A 19143-nucleotide genomic window follows, 5' to 3' on the forward strand; every position below is an offset into this window, starting at 1 on the left:
CGGTCGGGCAGCTCAGACCAGGCCGGCGTCGCGGAGCAGCTTCCACAGCCCCGCGCCGTCGGGGGCGGAGAGCCACTTCTGCCCCACCGGCCCCGCCGACGACGGCCTGTCGTTCGGCACGGGCAGGCTGCCGGCGAGCACCGACTGGGTCGGCGAGAGCCGGCGGATCGCCACCCCGGCGACGTTCTCCGGGTGGGCGGCGGCGAACTCCCGGTAGATCTCCTGGTCGTGCTGCCCGTCGTCGCCGATCAGCAGCCAGCGCACGTCGGGGAACTCGGTGGCCAACCGGGCCAGGGTGGCCCGCTTGTGCTCCCGGCCGCTGCGGAACCAGCGGTCGGCCGTCGGCCCCCAGTCGGTGAGCAGCAGCGGGCCGGCCGGGTAGAGGTGCCGGGACAGGAACCGGGTAAGCGTCGGCGCGACGTTCCACGCGCCGGTGGACAGGTAGAACACCGGGCTGCCCGGGTGGGCGGTGACCAGGCGTTCATAGAGCACCGCCATGCCGGGCACCGCCGTGCGGGCGTGCTCGTCGAGGACGAAGGTGTTCCACGCGGCCAGCATGGGCCGGGGCAGCGCGGTCACCATGACCGTGTCGTCGATGTCGGAAAGGATGCCGAGGCGCACCTTCGGGTCGATGACCCGGACCAGTGCCTCGACCGGTTCGGCGTCGGCCACCCGCAGCCGCACCGAGGCCCAGCCGGGGGTGAAGTCGGCCTTGACCACCGTGTCGACGAAGCCGCTGCGGTCGGCGCGGGCGGTGTGCACGCCGTCGCCCGCCTCGATGGTGACCTCGACGTGCTTGGCGGGCAGGGTGGCGAAGCTACGCCAGCCGCGTACCTTCTCCAGCCGGCCCTGCCGACGGTCGGGGCGGCTGAGCAGCACCCGGCACAGCACCCGCGCCCAGCCGGGGGCGCCGTAGCCGGCGTACGCGACGATGTTGGGTTGCCATCCGGTGCGTCGCAGCCGGCGCTCCACCAACTGGTGCAGGGCGTCCTCGATCCGCGCCGCCCGGTGCAGGGTGGGCACGGCCAACTGGCTCGTGGTGGAGGAGGAGGGCACGGTGCAACCCTGCCACAGGAGCCCGGCAGCGGCCAGGCGAGCGACCAGCAGCACAGCGAACGAGCGCCCAGGTCGGCGGGCGGGTTCGGCGGCCGACCGTGCACCGGCGGGCCGGCGCGGCGGATGCCGGACAGGCCAACACGGCAGGTGCCCGACGGGCCGACACTGCAGGCAGGCCGGAGTGCCGGCCAGTCGCCGTTTTGCCCGTTTCGGCCCGGGAGTGCCGGTCGGCGTGCCAGACTCCGGCCGGGACGACGACGGAGGCGTTGGTCGTGTCGACACCTGTACCGCCCGACCGCGCGCGGTTCGACCGTCCGGCGCTGGTCGCGCTGCTGCTCGGGCTGGCCGGGGTGGGTTACCGGTTGGTCCTGACCCTGCTGACGGTGCCCGCCGCGAACAGCGACGAGGCGACCTTCGGGCTGGCCGCGATGCACATCGCCGACGGCCGGGAACACCCGGTCTTCCTGTACGGGCAGCACTACATGGGCATGATCGAGTCGTACCTGGCGGCCCCGCTGGTGGCGCTGGCCGGGGCGGACTGGCCGGTGCTGCGACTGCCACTCGTCGCGTTGTACGCGGTCTTCCTCTGGTTGTCCTACCGGCTGACCCGACGGCTCTACCGGCCGTGGTTCGCCACCTTCACCGTGGGGCTGCTGGCACTCGGCACCGAACGGGTGGTCCGCGACCAGCTCACCGTGGTCGGTGGGCGGGCCGAGGGGAAGCCGATGGTGCTGGCGATCCTGCTGATCGCGGTGGGCCTGGCCGGGCCACGGGTCCGGTGGCGGCGCACCTGGTGGCGGCGGGCGGCGGCGGTGGGGTTGGCCGGGTTGCTCGCCGGGGCGGCGCTCTGGTCGGACTGGCTGCTCGCGCCCTACCTGGCGGTCGCCGGCCTGCTGCTGATCTACGCCGTCCGCCGGGAATTGTCGGGCTGGCCGGGGCTGTTGCTGGTGGCCGGCTTCGGGCTCGGCGTGGCCCCGCTGGTCTGGGACAACCTGACCGCGCCGCCGGGCGCGGACTCGCTGTCGGTGCTGCGTCAGCTCAGCGCCGGCACCGGCCCGCCGCCACCGTGGGCGGACCGGCTGCGGGGCGGGCTGCTGGAAGGGGTGCCGCTGGCCAGCGGCCTCTGCCCGCCCACCGGCTGCGCCCGCTGGCAGGAGTGGTTCGGCGTGCTCTACCCGGTGCTGGTGGCCACCGCCGCCGTGCTCGCGCTGGTCGGCTACCGCCGGGCCGCGCGCCGCCCGACGGCCGTGCGGGTCCGGCCGGTCACCCAGCTCACCCTGCTCGCCGGTGCCGCCCTGACCCTGCTGGCGTACGTCCGCAGCCCGCTCGCCGCGACCGAACCGCTTGCCAACGCCCGCTACCTGTCGGTGTTGCAGATCTCCCTGCCTGCGGTGCTCTGGCCGCTCTGGCTGGCGGCGGCGGCCTGCTGGCGGGGCACCGTGGGGATGGCCGGCCGGCTGGTCGGGGCGGGTGCCACGGCGGTGCTGGCCGGGTTGACCACCGCCGCAGTGGTGGCGACCGGCCTGTTCCTGGTGGCCCTGGACGGCCCCATGGCCGACCAGCGGCGGGCCCGGCAACTTGCCGACGCGGTACGCCGTACCGGCCTGCGGGAGGTCTACGGCGACTACTGGACCTGCAACCGGTTGACCTTCGACACCGGTGAACGGGTGGTCTGCGCGGTGCTCGACGGGCAGCTCGGCCCGGGGTACAACCGCTACCGGCCGTACTGGCGTCGGGTGGAGCGGGCGGCGCGGCCCGGGTACGTGCTGCCGGTCGACTCCCCGGCCGAGCGTCGGCTGCGTGACCTGCTCGGTGACCGGGCCGACACCGCCCGGCTGGTCGAGGTGTCAGGCTATCGGGTGTACCACCCGACGAGTGCCGTGCGGCCGGGGCGCTGACCTCGGCCCGTACGCTCTCCGGGTGCTCATCCTGCTGCCGCCCTCCGAGGGAAAGGCCGACGCCGGCACCGGTCGTCGGCTCGACCTGTCCCGGCTCTCCCTGCCCGAGCTGACCCCGGCCCGGGAGGAGGTGTTGACCGCGCTGATGTCCCTCGACGGGTCCGACGGTACCGAGGACGCCGCGCTGGCCGCTCTCGGGTTGACCGTCGGTCAGCGTGGGGAACTGGCCCGTAACGCCCGGCTGGACCGGGCCGCCACCGCACCGGCCGGGCAGGTCTACACCGGGGTGCTCTACGAGGCGCTCGGTCTGGCCACCCTGCCTCCGGGAGCGCTGCGGGCAGCCCGCCGCTCGGTGCTGGTCAGCTCGGGCCTGTGGGGCGCGGTACGACTCACCGACCGGATCCCGCCGTACCGGTGCCCGATCGGGGCGCGGTTGCCGGGGGTGGGGGCGCTGTCGGCGTACTGGCGAAGGGTGTTGTCGCCGGTGCTGACGGCGGCGGCCGGCGGCGGCCCGGTGCTGGACCTGCGCTCCGCCGCCTACGCGGCGACCTGGACGCCGCCGGCGGAGCTGGCCGCACGGACCGTCACCGTGCGGGTGCTGCACGAACGCCGGCCGGGGGAACGCACGGTGGTGAGCCACTTCAACAAGGCGACCAAGGGACGGCTGGTCCGCGACCTGCTGGTCGCCGGCGCCCGGCCGCGCAGCGCCACCGCCCTGGTCGGCGCGCTGCGTGACCTGAAGTACCAGGTCGAACAGCAGCCGGTGACGGCGGGCCGCCCCCGGCTGGTCGAGGTGGTGGTGACCGAACTGTAGGAACGCAAGATTTCCTCAATTCCGGTGCGGATGGCTGGAGACGCAGGGACCGGCAGGTGACGGTAAGGGGACCCGAAACCGAGAAGGAACGGTCAGATGACCCCCGAACCCCGCCTGCTCGACCGGCCGCGCCTCCCGTCGACCCCGCCACCGCTGGACTGGATGACCCTGGCCGACGCGTTCGAGGTGGCCTGCCTGGTGCGCTGCACGCCGGCCCCGGCGGTCACCAGGCCGGGACCGACACCGCCATCCGAGCGGGGGGTGGTGGAGTTCAACCGGGAGGACGCCGCGCTGCGGTTGCGGCAGTTGCTGGTCCGGCTGGACGTGCCGGTCGCGCACGAGGTGGTCACCGGTGGCCTGCGCCGCCGGTACGAGCTGCACCGGTTGCACGTGCCGGCGGACCGACTCACCGGGTACGCGACGTTGCGGGAGGCGGGTTGGCGGCAGGGACGGCGGGAGCTGCTCGGACCGGCCGTCGGTTCCTCCACCCCCCGGGCCGCCTGGCGGGCCCGGCTCGCCGCGGCGGCCTGGCGCTCGGCGCTGATGGCCGGCGGGCGGCACGTCCGCCGGCACATCCTCGGCATCCGGCTGGCCGATCGGGAGCTGGCCGCCGTGCTGGTCCGGTCGGCGTCCCTGTTGGAGGTGTCGGCACTGCTGCGACCGGGGGCCGGCTGTCTGGTGGTGAGCGTCGCGGACGGCCCGGACCGGCTACGGATCATGGAACGGGCCGCGTTGGCCCCGGTCCGCCTGCCCACCGGCGCCTGACCGCCGTGCCGCCGACGCCGCCGGCCGGATCCTGCCGGCTCACCCGGACCGGGGCTGTCCGCGCCGCGAGCTGACCCGGAACCCGGGCCCCGGACCGGCCGGCTGAGGTTGCGCCGAGAGCGGTGACAGCGCAGAGTGCACCGCGTGAGCCCTAGCTGGACCGGACGCTGCCGGCGGCCTGCCTCCGCCGGCGGGGTGCTGCTGATGCTGCTGGTCGTCGCGCTCGGCGGGCTCGCCGCCTGTCAGGACTCCCCCGACGAGCCGGTCCGGATCCGGATCGCCACCGGTAGCCCGACCGCCGTCTACCATGCCTTCGGCCAGTCCCTGTCCACCGTCCTCAACCGCGAGCTGCCCGGGGTACGGGCCAGCGTGGTGGTCACCGCCGCCTCCGCCGAGAACGTCCGGCTGGTCGGCTCGGGCGCCGCCGAACTGGGCTTCACCCAGGCCGACGTGCTCGACACCACCCCGACCAGCCCGCCGAAGGTACTCGCGGTGGCCCGGGTCTACGACGACCTGCTGCACCTGGTCACCACCGCCGGCGGTCCGATCCGCGACCTCGCCGACCTGCGCGGGCGGCGGGTCTCGGTGGGCGCCCCCGGCTCCGGCACCGAGATCACCGCGACCCGCCTGCTGGAGGTGGCCCGACTCGGCGGCGACCGGATCCGCCAGGAACACCTGGGCCTGGACGACTCGGTGACGGCACTGCGGGCCGGCCGGATCGATGCCTTCTTCTTCTCCGGCGGCCTGCCGGTACGCGGGGTGGCGGCGCTGTCCGACGCCATCTCGATCCGGTTGGTGGACCTGGGCGAGTGGACCGAACCGCTGCGCCGTAGCTACCGCGAGGTGTACGTCTCCCGGGACATCCCCCGCTCGGTGTACGGGGTGGATCCGGTCACCACTGTCGCCAACCCCAACTATCTGATCGTCCGGGCGGATCTGCCGGAGCCGTTGGTTCGGGAGGTCACCCGGCTGCTGATGGAGCGTCGGGCAGAGTTGGCCGCCGCACATCCGGCAGCCGGCCGGATGAGTCCCCGCTCGGCGATCGCCACCACCCCGCTGCCGCTGCACCCGGGCGCGGCCGACTGGTACCGGTCCGCCAAACCCTGACCTCAGCCGGCGGGCAGGGCCGCGTCGACGGACCGGGCACCGGATCCGGGGTCGGTGTCGGTGTCGGGCGGGGCAGGGAACCACAGCTCGGCGACCAGGCCGCGCGGTTCGCCGGGATGCATGGTGAGCCGACCGTCGGAGGCGTCCACCAGCACCGCCACGATGGTGAGGCCGAGGCCGGCACCCTCGATGTTCTGCGTGTCGGGGGCCCGCCAGAACCGTTCGGTGGCCTGGTCGAGCTGGCCAGGCGTCATCCCCGGGCCGGTGTCGCGCACCTCCAGGGCGGTGCCCCCGTCGGCGTTCCGGACCGCCACGGTCACCTCCCCGCCGTCACCGCTGAACTTGATCGCGTTGTCGATCAGCGCGTCCAACGCCTGGTCGACGGCGGTGGGCACGGTCCGCGCGTACGCCGGGCCGGACGCCGCCAGGCGCAGGGTGACCGAGCGGTGCCGGGCCAGCGGCTCCCACGCGGCGACCCGGGACGCGGCCACCGCCGCCGCGTCCACGGTGACCCGCTCGTTCTGCTCGCGCTCCGCGCGGGCCAGGGTGAGCAGCCCGTCGAGGACCAGCGCCAACCGGTCGGTCTCCTCCAGGGCCAGCCGGTGCTCGGCCCGTCCGTCCGGGTCGACCACGCTCGGTCCCAACTCCTCCACCCGCAGCCGCAGCGCGGTCAGCGGGTTGCGCAACTGGTGGCTGGCGTGCGCGACGAAGGCCCGTTGCCGGTCCATCACGTCGGAGACCACCGCCGCCATGTGGTTGAAGCTGGCCGCCAGCCGGCGCAGCTCGGGCGGACCCCACCGGTCCTGCACCCGGGCACCCCGGTCCCCCTCGGCGATCTCATGGGTCACCGCGTCCAGTTCGGTCACCGGGCGCAACACCCAGCCGGCCAGCCCGAACGCGGTGGAGACGCAGGCCAGCACGGCGAGCAGTCCGATCCCGGCGAGCAGCAGCCACCAGGCGGTGACAGTGCGGCGGACCTTCTCCACCGGGGTGGCGGTGACCACCGCACCGAGCACCTCACCGCCGTCGTTGATGGGCACCGCCACCACCAGCGGGCCGTCCACCCAGGGCCACACCGAGTCCGACCCGTTGAACTGCTGCCCGGCCAACGCGCTGTCCAGCGCCGCCCGGGTGTCCCGGCCGGTGCTCCAGCTGGCCGACACCACAAGCGTCCGGCCGTCCCGGTCGACCACCGCCGCACCGATGCCGTACAGCTGGTCGTAGCTGACCAGCTCGCCGGTCAGCGGCCCGGCACCACCCCCGCGCAACGCCGGCCCGGCCAGCGAGGCGAACCGGGTCGCGTCGGCGAGCCGGTCGGCGCGCACCCGGTCGGTCTCCCGGGACGCCAGGGTGGCCGCGAGCGGGGTCTCCAACGCCAGGAGCACCAACACCATCAGCAGCAGGTAGCTGATCACCAGTCGACGACGCACCGGCTGCCCCTCACGCCGCCCGGAGCCGGTACCCGACCCCGCGTACGGTCTCCACCAACCGGGGGTCGCCGAGCTTGCCGCGCAGCGAGCCGACGTGCACCTCGACGGTGTGCCGGTCGGCCCAGGTGGTGCCCCAGACGTCGAGCAGGATGCGGTCCCGGGGCACCGCCGTGCCGGGCTGGCGGGCCAGCGAGAGCAGGATGTCGAACTCCTTACGGGTCAGCGCCACCGGCTCGCCGTCGACGGTGACCGTCCGGCCGGACACGTCGATGCGGACCGGACCGGCCTCGATGAGGTCCGGCGCCGGCACCGCGTTGGCCGCCCGCCGCAGCACCGCCTCGATCCGGGCCTGCAACTCCACCATCGAGAACGGTTTCACCACGTAGTCGTCGGCGCCGAGTCGCAACCCGAGCACCCGGTCACGTTCCTCGCCCCGGGCGGTGACCGCGATGATGCCGAGCTGGCTGCTGCGCCGCCGCAACTCCCGGCACACCTCGGTGCCGTCCCCGTCGGGCAGGGTGAGGTCGAGCAGGACCAGATCGCAGGGGGCGGCGGAGAGCGCGGCGGCGACGGTGGCGGCGTGCTCGACCTCGTACCCGCGTCGGGTCAACGCCGAGGCGAGGGCGGCGGCCACCCGTCGGTCGTCCTCGACCAGCAGGATGCGCACCGGTGATCCCCATTCGTCGTACGGATGACGAGCGAATGGTGGCAGAAACACCCGTGCGGTGGAAACGGCGGGGAACCCCGGGCCGGGCTGTGGGACTCCGACCACCTCGACCACCCCGACCGTCGGCCCGGTGCCGCCGTCCGGTCAACGGCGCGGGGCCCGGGACGAGTGGTCGTCCCGGGCCCCACAGCACAGCCGGTCAGTGGCAGAGCCGACCGATCTCCTCCTGGAACCGGTCCATCGGGTTGGTCTCGGCCGGGCCGAGCAGGTAGGTCTTCAGGTCCCGCCGGGCGTCGGTCATCGGGTCGTCGCCGGCCCGGGTCAGCGCGAGGATCTTCGCCAGCTCACCGCAGTCCCGGGAGAGCAGGTACGCCCCCCGGGAGGTGGGGAACTCGCGCCGGAACTCGTCCTCCGGCAGCCCGCTGGGATTGGCCACCACGTACGGCCGCTGGCTCTGCACGAAGTCGGAGACCACACTGGATATGTCACTGACCAGCAGGTCGGTCTGGTTGAAGCAGTCGAACAGTGCGGGAACCCGGCCGGTGACCACCCGGTGCCCGGGGCCGTCCAGCGACCCGGCGTCCGGATCGCCACCGGCGGCCCGGACCAGCGACACCAACCGCTCGTGCACCGCCTTGGCCTCCCTGGACCGGGAGCCGGTCAGCGGGTGCGGCTTGTAGACCAGCCGGACCTGCGGGGTGGCCAGCACGCCCTGGACGATCCGCTCCCCCATCAGCACCAGCGAGGTGTGGTAGGGGTCGTCGTCGAGCCAACCCTCCCAGGTGGGGGCGTAGAGGACGGTGAACGGCCGGTCGGGGGCCGTCGAACCGAAGGTGTGCACCCCGGCGAGCTGGGGTCGGCCGATCTCCACGATGTCGTCGTCCCGTACGCCGACCGCAGCGCGCGCGTACCGCTCCCGGCCGGCCAGACCGGCGACCCAGACCTCGTCGTACACCTTGCTGTAGGGGTTGACGCTGGCCTGCTTGTCGCTGTCGCCGTGGCCGACGAAGACGTGCTTCATGCCCGGCTCGCGCAGCATGTGGATGTTCGCGCCGACGTTCGCCGCGTAGAGGGCGGCCCGGACGGTGCCCAGTTCGAGGTTCATGAAGTCCGGTCCGGTCGGCACGCAGATCACCGGCAGCCGGGTGTCGGCCAGCTCGAAGAACGCCTCCTTGCTGCGCATCAGCACGACCGCCCGCTGGTGCAGCGCCTCGGTCGGGGCCAGCCACATGTTGGCCTGGTAGACGTCCTTGGCCGGGCCGGCGAAGTAGAGCGCCACCTCGGGGCGGTGGTTGTCGAGCCAGCGCTGGAGCACCGGCAGCACCGGGCTCTTGCCGGTGCCCCGGCCGCGCAGCCAGGTCACCGCGACCACCGCGCCGACCAGCGCGGCGAGACCGGCGGCCAACGCGGCGACCGCCAGGACGGGGACGGCGTCGGCCCGGACCGCGGCGACCACGGCGGCCGGGATCAGCAGCACGTTGAGCACCGCGAGCTGGACGCCGGCCAGGTCGGCGATCCAGGCCGGTGGGCGGGGCGCCGAGCGGATCGGGCCCAACTCGATGTTGCGGACCAGCGCGGAGATCGGGTTCCGGCGGTCGATCATGGTGTTGAGCGCGCCCGCGAAGACCGCGATCACCCAGACCGCCGCCGGGAGCACCAGCAGCCAGGTCAACTCGACAGCGGTGAGCGGGACCGTGGCGGCGACCAGCAGGACGGTCGCCAGGTCCCGGCTGAGCTGCCGGTAACCCCGGTTGAGGCCGACCTTCTCGAGCAGCGTCTCCGACGGCGGCGACCAGCGGGTGACGGCGAACTCACCGACGACGGCGGCCAGCCCGGCCACGGCGAACAGGACCACCCACCCGAAGCCGCCCGCGACGAGCATGACCAGGTAGGTCAGCACCAGCAGCGCGCCTCGGGCGGCGGTGCCGGTGCGTTCCAGTAACGTGCCGAACAAAGGAGGACGCTCCCTACGAGATCGATGACGGGCAGGGCCCGGCGGTCGGCGTCGCGTCGAACGACTGGGTGACCGCAGCACCGCGACCGACCGAGCGGCCTGCGGGTGACTGCGACTTTAACGTGAGGGGACGCCCCGGTGTCGCTCGGGTATCCGGCTCCATTTCGGGCAGACGCGACGATACTTCCCGGACGACACCGGGTGTCAGTTGCTCAGCCCGACCTGCCGTAGCAGGTCGTCGCGCCCGGTCCCCGACGCGAGGCGAACTCCTCGAAGCCCAGCTCGACGGCCATGTCGCGGGCGTAGCGGTTGCCGTTGTAGACGCAGATGGTGCCGACGCCGACCCGGTCGAGGGCGGTGGCGACCTGCTCCCGGCCGGGTTTCTCGCGCCCGTCGGCGAAGTGGGCCAGCAGCAGCCGGTCCTTGGCGAAGTCGGAGTTCAGGTCGTACTCCACCAGGTAGAAGTCGCGGGGCAGGACGACCCGGACCCGGCTGGTCACGATCAGCGAGGTTCGCATGATCGTCGAGGGGGCGAGCACCAGCCCTGCCGGCCGGTCCTGCCCGGCGATCCAGAAGGCGATCTGCTGCCGCTGCTGGGGCAGCTTCCAGGTGGGGCGGGTGTGCGTCTCCACCCAACTGTCCGGCGACCACATCGGGGTGGCCCAGACGGCGAACGAGGTGACCATCGCGGCGGCGACCAGCCCGCCCACCGCGCCGCGCAGCAGCCGCGACGGCGACGGGACGGACACCGTGCAGAGCAGACCGATCAGGGTCGGCAGGGCGAGCAGCCACGGCACCCGCCAGAGCACCACGGAGATGCCGGTCAGCGCGCCGAGCGTCTCCAGCACGCCGGGCACCAGCAGCACGCTCATCACCAGGGCGGCACCGGCGGCCAGCAGCGCCGGGGTGCGGCGGCGGGCCAGCAGCGGGCCGCACCACAGCGCCAGGCCGCTGATCACCCCGACGATGCCGACCAGCAACGTCCGCCGGTAGGTGTACTCGGCGTCGAAGAAGGCGTCGTCCGCGCCGGCGGCGTTCATCCCGCCCAGCACGAGCCGGGACACCACGATCGCCCCCACCGGGTACGCCACGGCGGCGAGCCCGCCGATCACCGCGTCCTTCCACCGGCCGACCAGCAGCATCGCGAAGCCGGCCGCGCCGACCAGCATCGGCAGGATGATCGCCGAGGTGGTGGTGAGCCCGGCCGCGGTGACCGAGAGCGCGAAGACGAGCAGCAGCGAGCGGCGCGACCGGGTGTCGAACCACTCGGTGAGGTAGAGCCACATCAGCGGGATGACCGCCGAGACGAACATCCCCTTGCCCTCGTAGAGGCGGGGCAGGTGGAAGGTGCCGAGCGCGGCGTCCGAGCCGGCCACCAGGTAGAGGTAGGCGACCGCGACGCTGAACGCGAGCACCGGCCGGCGCGGGGCCCACCGGTGGGTGAGCCGCCACAGCGCGAGGACGGCCAGCACCGCCATCACCGGCAACGCGAGGTACCAGGTGGCGGACGCGCCGTGGATGCCGAGCACGTGGGCGAGCGCGCCGTCGAACACCTCGATCGACGGGGTGGGTGGCAGCGAACCCATCGCCGGGGCGACGTTCTCGGTGAACAGGAAGTCGTTGGTGGGCACCAGGTCCCGCTCGGCCACCCAGACCGTCCTGCCGACGTAGTAGACGTCGTCCGGGGTGTTGCGGGCCAGATAGAGCGAGGAGATCGCCACGCCGACCGAGATCAGCAGCGCGTACCCGGACTGGAGGGCGGTGGGGGCCGGTGGCGCGGGCGGGGCCGCGTCGTCGGCCCGCCACGCCCGCCGGGTGAGCAGCATGGCACCGAGGCCCGCGACCGCGCCGGCGGCGGCCGGGACCCACCAGGAGAGCACGTCGCCGGCCGGGGTGCCGGCGAGGCCGGCGGTGACGGCGGCGACCACCCCGGCGGCGACCACGGGCAGCAGCCAACGGCGCGGCTGGCCCGTGCCGCCCGCCGGGGCGGCGTCGGAAGCCGCCGGCGCCGGGGCGGCGTCGGAAGCCGCACCCGCCGGGGCAGGGACGCGGGCCCGGCGCAGGGCGCGCACCCCGACCAGGGCGGTGACCAGGACGCAGCCGACCAGCCAGATCAGGAACGTCACCGACGGGCGCAGCCCGAACAGGAAGGACGCGTGGTAGAGCACCGTCCACAGCGCGAAGCCCAGCACTGCCGCGTCGGTGATGACGGCCGGGGCGGCGGCGAGCGCCGACCGCAGCCGGTGCGCGGGCTGCGGTCGCCCGGTGGCCGGCGCGGCGGGCGGGGGCGCGGCGGGCGGGGGCGCCACGGCAACGGGGTCGGCGTTCGGCACGGGTCGTCCTTGTCGTCGTACGGGCAAGGTGCGCGAGAGTCGTGCGGCGGGCGGGCGGCGGTACGCGACGGTCGCCCGGCTCCGGTCCGGAGAGCAGGGTAACCGCAACCACCCTCCGCCGATGGCCGGTGGGCGGCGTGGCGGCGTCGCGGAGATTGCCGGGCGGGGCGCGGAGCCGCTCACCGGGGCATCGGAGCCTCCCGCTGGCGGGGCACCGAGCCGTTCGCGGTCAGCCCGACGGCCACCGACTCCACCAACTGGTCCAGGTAGGTCGGGGTGAGCGGGGTACGGGCGATGGCCAGCCGCCAGTACAGCGGGCCGACGATCAGGTCGACCGCCGCGTCGGCATCGGTGTCGGCGGGCAACTCGCCGCGTTCCACCGCCAGGCCGATCAACCGCCCGCCGATCTCCTGCTGCTTGGCCCGCAGCAGCTGCTGGAGGGTCTCGTCGATGGTCGGGTTGCGGGCCGCCTCGGCGAGCAGGTCGGGGATGATCTGCGAGGCCAGCGGGTGGCGCAGCGCGTGGGCGACCACCTGGAACAGCAGCGTCAGGTCGCCGCGCAGGCTGCCGGTGTCCAGCGCGGGCAGTTTGCTGCCGGCGGCGGCGACCACGGTCTCGATCACCAGGTCGAGTTTCGAGCTCCACCGGCGGTAGATCGCGGTCTTGCTCACCCCGGCCCGGCGGGCCACCGCCTCGATGGAGAGCCGCCCGTATCCGACCGCGGCGAGTTCCTGCATCAGGGCGCGGCGGATGGCTCTGGTGATGTCGCCCCTCAGCACCGCCGCGCCGGCCGGCGGACGCCTCTTGTCGCTGGTCATCGGGGACTCTTCGCACCTGTCACGTGGGCCAATGTAGCGCAACGACGGTACGGTTGCGTCCCGACGTGTTTTGCACTACCGTCCACGCAGCGACGAGGCTGCCCGGCACCGCGCCAGCCCACCGAATCCAGCGTCGCGCGCATCCCGTTGGTACGAAAGATCGGAGCGCCCTTCCCATGGCCACCACCGCGCTGGTCGACCCCGAAACGGGCCTGACCCAGGCGCAGCTGGCCGCTCGGCACGGACTGCGGGTCGCCGGCGAGCGCCCGTCCCTGACCGAGTACAGCCGCAGACTGTGGGCCTACCGGCATTTCACCGCCGCGTACGCCAACGCCAAACTGGTCGCTTCGTACAGCAACGCCAAGCTGGGCCAGATCTGGCAGGTGCTCACCCCGCTCACCAACGCCGCCGTCTACTACCTGATCTTCGGCGTGGTGCTCGGGCAGAACACCATCCCGAACTTCATCGCGTACCTGACCACCGGGCTGTTCATCTTCAACTTCACCCAGAGCGCGGTGCTGGCCGGCACCCAGTCGATAAGCGGCAACCTGGGGCTGATCCGGGCCCTGCACTTCCCCCGGGCCTGCCTGCCGCTGGCCGCCACGCTCACCCAGTTCCAGCAGCTGCTGGCCTCGATGATCGTGCTGGTCGGCATCGTGCTGGTGACCGGCGAGCCGCTCACCCTGGCCTGGCTGATGCTGCCGCCGGCACTGCTGCTCCAGGCGGCCTTCAACGCCGGGGTCGTGATGGTGGTCGCCCGGATGGGCTCCAAGGCCAGCGACCTCAAGCAGGTCATGCCGTTCATCCTGCGCACCTGGATGTACGGCTCCGGCGTGCTCTACAGCGTCAAGCTGTTCGACAGGTTGCCGGAGTGGGCCTCGACACTCATCCAGTTCAACCCGATCCTGGTCTACATCGAGCTGGCCCGGTACGCCCTGCTGGAGCAGGCGCCACTGCTCAACGAGTCGCTGACCCAGCTCTGGCTGGTGGCGGCCGGCTGGGCGGTGCTGGGTGGCGTGGCCGGGTTCGTCTACTTCTGGCGCGGCGAACAGGAGTACGGCCGTGGATGACAGGTACGAGACGTCCAACGACGTCACAGTGACCCTGCCCAGGGTCGTCGAGCGGATCCCCACCGTGGTGGTCGACGACGCACACGTGATCTACCGGGTGCACAAGGGCGCCGGGGGCGGGAGCACACCGGTGGCCGCGCTGCGCCGGCTGGTAAAGCGCTCCTCCGCGCCGAACATCCAGGAGGTGCATGCGGTCAAGGGGGTCTCCTTCACCGCGTACCGGGGTGAGGCGATCGGCCTGATCGGCAGCAACGGCTCCGGCAAATCCACCCTGCTGCGGACCATCGCCGGGCTGCTCCCGGTCAACCGGGGCGCGGTCTACACCCAGGGCCAGCCGTCCCTGCTCGGGGTGAACGCCGCCCTGCTCAACGACCTGTCGGGCGAGCGGAACGTCACGCTGGGCTGCCTGGCGATGGGCATGCAGCCCGACGACGTGGCCCGGATGACCCCGGAGATCATCGAGTTCTCCGGGATCAACCAGCGGGGTGACTTCGCCAGCCTGCCGATGCGGACGTACTCCTCGGGTATGGCGGCCCGGCTGCGGTTCTCCATCGCCGCCGCCAAGAAGCACGACGTGCTGCTGATCGACGAGGCGCTCGCCACCGGCGACAAGGGCTTCCGCAAGCGCAGCGAGCAGCGGGTCCGGGAGCTGCGCGAGGGGGCCGGCACGGTCTTCCTGGTCAGCCACCAGCTCTCCTCGGTGCGCGACACCTGCGAACGGACGATCTGGTTGGAGTCGGGGCTGATCCGGATGGACGGGCCCACCGACGAGGTGATCCGGGCGTACGAGGCATTCGCCAACGGCAAGTAGTATTCCGGGCGCACGTAGGGCATCGACCCGGTGCCCGACGGACCGCGTCGTCCCGTTGGGGCGGCGCGGTCCGCGCGTTAAGGTTCATCCCGTCGCCGTGCTGGCGCAATCTTCCGTTCAGGGTGACCCCCGGGACGTGTGCAGACATTCCCCGAGAGTGAGGATCGGCAATGACGCAGGACCACACCACTGGCCCGGACGCCACACCGGAGACCCCGGCGCCGTGGCGGCCCTCGCGGACGGTGGCGGTGGTGCTGGCCGGAGGCACCGGGACCCGGCTGGGCCTGGGCATCCCGAAGCAGTTGCTGAAGATCGCCGGCAAGCCGATCATCGAGCACACCCTGGCCGTCTTCGAGGGCGCCCCGGAGATCGACGAGATCATCGTGCTGATGGCCACCGGCCACGTCGCCGACGCCCAGCAGATCGTCGACAAGGCCGGGTTCCGCAAGGTCAGCAAGGTGATCGAGGGCGGCGAGACCCGTAACGCCACCACCCGGATCGCCCTGGACGCGGTCGGCGAGGGTGACGTCAACATCCTCTTCCACGACGCGGTCCGCCCGCTGGTCAGCGCCCGGATCGTGCGCGAGTGCGTGAACGCGCTGTGGAGCTACACCGCCGTCGACGTGGCGATCCCCTCGGCCGACACGATCATCCAGGTCGACGAGGACGAGTGCATCACCGACATCCCGGTCCGCTCCCGGCTGCGCCGGGGGCAGACCCCGCAGGCGTTCCGCTCGGGCACCATCCGGGAGGCGTACCGGCGGGCCGAGGGCGACCCGGACTTCGCCGCCACCGACGACTGCGGTGTGGTGCTGCGCTACCTGCCCGGCACGCCGATCAAGGTGATCGACGGGTCGGACGAGAACATCAAGGTCACCCACCCGGTCGACGTGCACCTCGCCGACAAGCTCTTCCAGCTCGCCGCCGCCCAGGCGCCCCGGCTGTCGCACCGCAGCTACACCGAGGAGCTGGCCGGTCGGACGATCGTCATCTTCGGCGGCAGCTACGGCATCGGCCACGACCTGGCCGAGCTGGCCCGGGGCTACGGCGCGCAGGTCTTCCCGTTCAGCCGCTCCAGCACCGGCACCCACGTCGAGCAGACCGGCGACGTCGAGGCCGCGCTGAAGACCGCCTTCGAGGCCACCGGCCGGATCGACCACGTGGTGGTCACCGCCGGCATCCTGGAGAAGGGCGCGCTTGCCGAGATGGACGAGGAGACCATGGACCGGGTGCTCCAGGTCAACTTCGTCGGCCCGGTGATCGCCGCCCGGCAGTCCCTGCCGTACCTCCAGCAGACCAAGGGTCAGCTGCTGCTCTACACGTCCAGCTCGTACACCCGGGGCCGGGCGCAGTACGCGCTCTACTCGTCGACCAAGGCGGCGCTCGTCAACCTGACCCAGGCGCTCTCCGACGAGTGGGCCGAGTTCGGGGTCCGGGTCAACTGCATCAACCCGGAGCGCACCGCCACCCCGATGCGCACAAAGGCGTTCGGCGAGGAGCCGGAGCACACCCTGCTGGCCGCCGAGACGGTCGCCCAGTCCTCGCTCGACGTGCTGATCTCCGACCTCACCGGCCAGGTGATCGACGTCCGGCGGGCCCCCGGCGAGCCGGCCCCGGTGCCGGCCCAGCCGACCTCGGCCGCGCAGGACCGGCTGCCCAGCGGCGTCGACGCCGGCTGACCGACCCCCGGAGACGGTACGACATGCGTGGTGACCTGGTCAGGAAACTGATCGCACGGTGCCTGACCACCGGCCTGGCCGTGGTCGCCTTCCTGGTGGTGGCGTTCACCGGGGCCACCGGCTGGGGCCTGGCCCTGGCGGTGGCCGCGCTGGCCGCCGCCGCCTACGAACGCCGGGTCCGCCCCGACGCCGACACCGTCGCCGAGACGGTGCTGCTGGCCGCCGGGATCCTGGTCGGCTACGCCCGCCGGCTCGACGACGGTTTCGACCCGGTGCTGGCGCTGACCGCGCTGCTGCTGCTGGGCCTGGTGCTGCTGGTGGGGCCGCTGCGCGACGCCGGCAACCTGGAGATCCGGGCGGCGAACCTGCCGGTGCGGGCGTGGACCCCGCTGGTCGCCGCCCGGCTCGGCGGCGTACTGCTGGGGCTGCTGGCCGTGGTGGCGGTGGCCGCCGCGTTCGCCCTGCCCGCCGTGCTGGCGCTGGTCGTCGTCCTGCTGGTGGCCGCCGGCTGCGGCGCGGTCGGCCTGGACCTGGCCCGGCGACGGTTCCGGCCCTCGGGCGGGGGCGGCCCGGTGACCCGGGCGCTGCGGGCGCACCAGCCGGAGTTCCTGCTCTACTTCTCCGCCCCGCCCGGCTCGGAATACCAGGTCACCATGTGGCTGCCCTACCTGGAGCGGCTCGGCCGGCCGTTCCTGGTGCTGCTGCGGGAGCCGGAGTTCCTGCCCACGGTCGCCGCCGCGACGAGCGCCCCGGTGGTCTACTGCCCCACCCTCAAGGCGATGGACGAGGCGCTGGTGCCCAGCCTGCGGGTGGCGTTCTATGTCAACCACGGGGCGAAGAACAGCCACTGCATCCGGTTCACCCAGCTCACCCACGTGCAACTGCACCACGGCGACAGCGACAAGGCGCCCAGCGCCAACCCGGTCTCGGCCATCTTCGACAAGATCTTCGTGGCCGGTCCGGCGGCGATCGAGCGGTACGCGCGGGCCGGCGTGGAGATCCCCGCCGAGAAGTTCGTCGTGGTAGGTCGCCCCCAGGTCGAGGCCATCGAGGTACGCCGGGAGGTGCGGCCACTGACCGCCCCGACCGTGCTCTACACCCCCACCTGGACCGGCCACCACGCCGACGCCAACTACTGCTCGCTGCCGGTGGCCGAGCCGATGCTGCGCCGGCTGCTCGACCGGGGCGCCACGGTGATCCTGCGGGCGCACCCGTACACCGGGCAGAACCCGGCCTCGGCCCGGCAGTTGGCGCGGCTGACCGAGCTGCTCGCCGCCGACCGGACCCGCACCGGCCGGCAGCACCTGTGGGGCGCGGCGGCCAGTCGGGAGCTGAGCCTGACCGACTGCGTCAACCGCTCCGACGCGCTGGTCTCCGACGTCTCCGGGGTCATCTCCGACTACCTCTACTCGGGCAAGCCGTACGCGGTGACCGACCTGGGTGTCGACGGCGACGAGTTCCTGACCCGCTTCCCGCTGGCCCGCTCCGGTTACGTGCTGCGCCGGGACATGGCCAACCTGGACGAGGTGCTGACCGGGCTGCTGGACACCGACCCGTTGGCGGCGGCCCGTTGGCAGACCCGCCGTCGCTACCTGGGCGACTTCCCCGCCGACGCGTACGCCGACGGCTTCCTCGACGCCGCCCGCCGGGAGCTGGAGCCTGACCGCTCGCTGCAAGATCGTGCTCGATCCATGTTGTAGTGGCCTCCCTCGAGAAGGAGGCCACTACAACCATGTCCGAGCGCGACCTTGCGGCCGACGCGCGGCGGGCGGTCAGGCGGAGTAGCCCCGGGTGGCGATCCAGTTCGCCAGGGTGGTCACGCTGACCCAGTACGCCGGCAGCGACGGGTCGGCCGAGTCGGCGATCCGGACGATACGGCCGTTGTCCTGGTAGCCGACCACGGCGACGTAGTGGCCGCCGGGGAAGGAGTGCCAGCCGCCGTCGAGATCGGTGACGTCCCCGACCACGTTCGCGACCACGGCCCGCTTGTCGGTGACCGTCGCGACCACGTCGGCCCGCAGCCGCTCGGCCTGCGCGTCACTGGGGGTGCCGGCGAACATCCGGGTCCGGTACGGGTCGCCCTTCACCACGGCGTTGAGCACCCGGGTCGTGTCCTCGGCCGAGTTGGTGCCCATCTCGGTGGTGCCCAACTGGGCGGCGAGGTCGTCCTGGCTGCGCTCGATGCCGGCCGCGCTGAGCGCGTTGCGCACCGCCGCCGGGCCGCAGTAGTAGTAGGTGGTCTGCGCCTGGTACTCGTAGCGGAGGACCTTCGACGACGGCGGCTTCGGAGCTGCCACCGTGCGGGTCAGGTCCGGGTTGGCGGTGGCCCTGGTCTTCGCCCTGGTGACCCGGAGTGATGGGGTGGGGCTCGCCGACGGGCTGGCCGTGGGGGTGGCCGACGGGCTGGTCCGGGCGGGGGCGGCGACCCGGGCCTGGGCGCGGGTGGCGACGTCGTCGAGGCGGGGGGCGGTCTCGGCGACGGCGGTCGAACGCTGCTGGTCGGTCGGGGCGTCGTCGACCCCGGCAGCCAGCGCGGCGGCGCCGGTGGCCAGGACGACGACCGCTGCCGAGCCGACCACCAGCTGGTACGGGCGCTGAGTGGTCAGCCGGCGTAGCTGTCGCTTCATGTGGTGCTTCACAGGGTGTTCCTCCACGGGGCGAGGCGGCCGGGCACGCCGGAGCGGCACGCGGCGGTACGCCACGCGCGGATCGGGTGTTCGGCCGCTCGTTCGGTCGGGACC

Annotated in this window: 15 protein-coding genes; 8 read left to right on the forward strand and 7 right to left on the reverse strand. The window is 73.2% G+C overall.

Features of this window, described 5'->3' with window-relative positions; translation table 11 throughout:
* Positions 1 to 12: 12 nt before the first annotated feature.
* Positions 13 to 1056, reverse strand: a complete 1044-nt coding sequence (locus OHQ87_RS14875; protein WP_328348666.1) for an App1 family protein — start codon at positions 1054 to 1056, stop codon at positions 13 to 15.
* Positions 1057 to 1328: 272 nt separating this feature from the next.
* On the opposite strand from OHQ87_RS14875, the gene OHQ87_RS14880 reads away from it, so the two are divergent.
* From OHQ87_RS14880 to OHQ87_RS14895, 4 genes are all read left to right on the forward strand, one after another.
* Positions 1329 to 2954 (forward strand): hypothetical protein, encoded by a 1626-nt coding sequence (locus tag OHQ87_RS14880; RefSeq protein ID WP_328348667.1) that lies wholly within the window; start codon positions 1329 to 1331, stop codon positions 2952 to 2954.
* A gap of 22 nt (positions 2955 to 2976) precedes the next feature.
* Entirely contained in the window at positions 2977 to 3768 is a 792-nt protein-coding gene (yaaA, locus tag OHQ87_RS14885) for a peroxide stress protein YaaA (protein WP_328348668.1), read from the forward strand.
* Positions 3769 to 3864: 96 nt separating this feature from the next.
* Positions 3865 to 4533 (forward strand): hypothetical protein, encoded by a 669-nt coding sequence (locus OHQ87_RS14890; RefSeq protein WP_328348669.1) that lies wholly within the window; start codon positions 3865 to 3867, stop codon positions 4531 to 4533.
* 204 nt (positions 4534 to 4737) lie between these two features.
* Complete coding sequence (locus tag OHQ87_RS14895) at positions 4738 to 5640, forward strand: TAXI family TRAP transporter solute-binding subunit (protein ID WP_328348854.1); 903 nt, start codon at positions 4738 to 4740, stop codon at positions 5638 to 5640.
* A gap of 2 nt (positions 5641 to 5642) precedes the next feature.
* On the opposite strand, the gene OHQ87_RS14900 is transcribed toward OHQ87_RS14895, so the two are convergent.
* The 5 genes from OHQ87_RS14900 to OHQ87_RS14920 form a co-directional block, all read right to left on the reverse strand.
* Positions 5643 to 7070 carry a sensor histidine kinase gene (locus OHQ87_RS14900; RefSeq protein WP_328348670.1) on the reverse strand — a complete coding sequence of 476 codons (1428 nt, stop codon included), beginning with the start codon at positions 7068 to 7070 and terminating at the stop codon, positions 5643 to 5645.
* Between the two features lie 10 nt (positions 7071 to 7080).
* Positions 7081 to 7737, reverse strand: coding sequence for a response regulator transcription factor (locus tag OHQ87_RS14905; RefSeq protein WP_328348671.1), 657 nt, complete (start codon positions 7735 to 7737; stop codon positions 7081 to 7083).
* A gap of 199 nt (positions 7738 to 7936) precedes the next feature.
* Entirely contained in the window at positions 7937 to 9691 is a 1755-nt protein-coding gene (locus tag OHQ87_RS14910; protein WP_328348672.1) for a CDP-glycerol glycerophosphotransferase family protein, read from the reverse strand.
* 212 nt (positions 9692 to 9903) lie between these two features.
* A complete protein-coding gene (locus OHQ87_RS14915) occupies positions 9904 to 12024 on the reverse strand; it encodes a DUF6077 domain-containing protein (protein ID WP_328348673.1) in 2121 nt (706 codons plus the stop codon).
* A 179-nt stretch (positions 12025 to 12203) separates the two neighbouring features.
* Positions 12204 to 12842 (reverse strand): TetR/AcrR family transcriptional regulator, encoded by a 639-nt coding sequence (locus tag OHQ87_RS14920; RefSeq protein WP_328348674.1) that lies wholly within the window; start codon positions 12840 to 12842, stop codon positions 12204 to 12206.
* Between the two features lie 176 nt (positions 12843 to 13018).
* Between OHQ87_RS14920 and OHQ87_RS14925 the strand changes: the two genes are divergently transcribed.
* The 4 genes from OHQ87_RS14925 (at position 13019) to OHQ87_RS14940 (ending at position 18102) form a co-directional block, all read left to right on the forward strand.
* Positions 13019 to 13912: an ABC transporter permease gene (locus OHQ87_RS14925; protein WP_328348675.1), complete on the forward strand. Its 894-nt coding sequence runs from the start codon at positions 13019 to 13021 to the stop codon at positions 13910 to 13912.
* Complete coding sequence (locus tag OHQ87_RS14930; protein ID WP_067303417.1) at positions 13905 to 14723, forward strand: ABC transporter ATP-binding protein; 819 nt, start codon at positions 13905 to 13907, stop codon at positions 14721 to 14723. The genes OHQ87_RS14925 and OHQ87_RS14930 overlap by 8 nt, the downstream gene beginning before the upstream one ends.
* A 170-nt stretch (positions 14724 to 14893) precedes the next feature.
* Entirely contained in the window at positions 14894 to 16402 is a 1509-nt protein-coding gene (locus tag OHQ87_RS14935; protein ID WP_328348676.1) for a bifunctional cytidylyltransferase/SDR family oxidoreductase, read from the forward strand.
* 23 nt (positions 16403 to 16425) lie between these two features.
* Positions 16426 to 18102 (forward strand): CDP-glycerol glycerophosphotransferase family protein, encoded by a 1677-nt coding sequence (locus OHQ87_RS14940; RefSeq protein WP_328348677.1) that lies wholly within the window; start codon positions 16426 to 16428, stop codon positions 18100 to 18102.
* A gap of 72 nt (positions 18103 to 18174) precedes the next feature.
* Here OHQ87_RS14940 and OHQ87_RS14945 read toward each other — a convergent pair whose 3' ends face one another.
* Positions 18175 to 19029 carry a C39 family peptidase gene (locus OHQ87_RS14945; protein ID WP_328348855.1) on the reverse strand — a complete coding sequence of 285 codons (855 nt, stop codon included), beginning with the start codon at positions 19027 to 19029 and terminating at the stop codon, positions 18175 to 18177.
* Positions 19030 to 19143: the final 114 nt, after the last annotated feature.

The sequence above is a fragment of the Micromonospora sp. NBC_00421 genome, from assembly GCF_036017915.1.
Lineage (GTDB): Bacteria > Actinomycetota > Actinomycetes > Mycobacteriales > Micromonosporaceae > Micromonospora.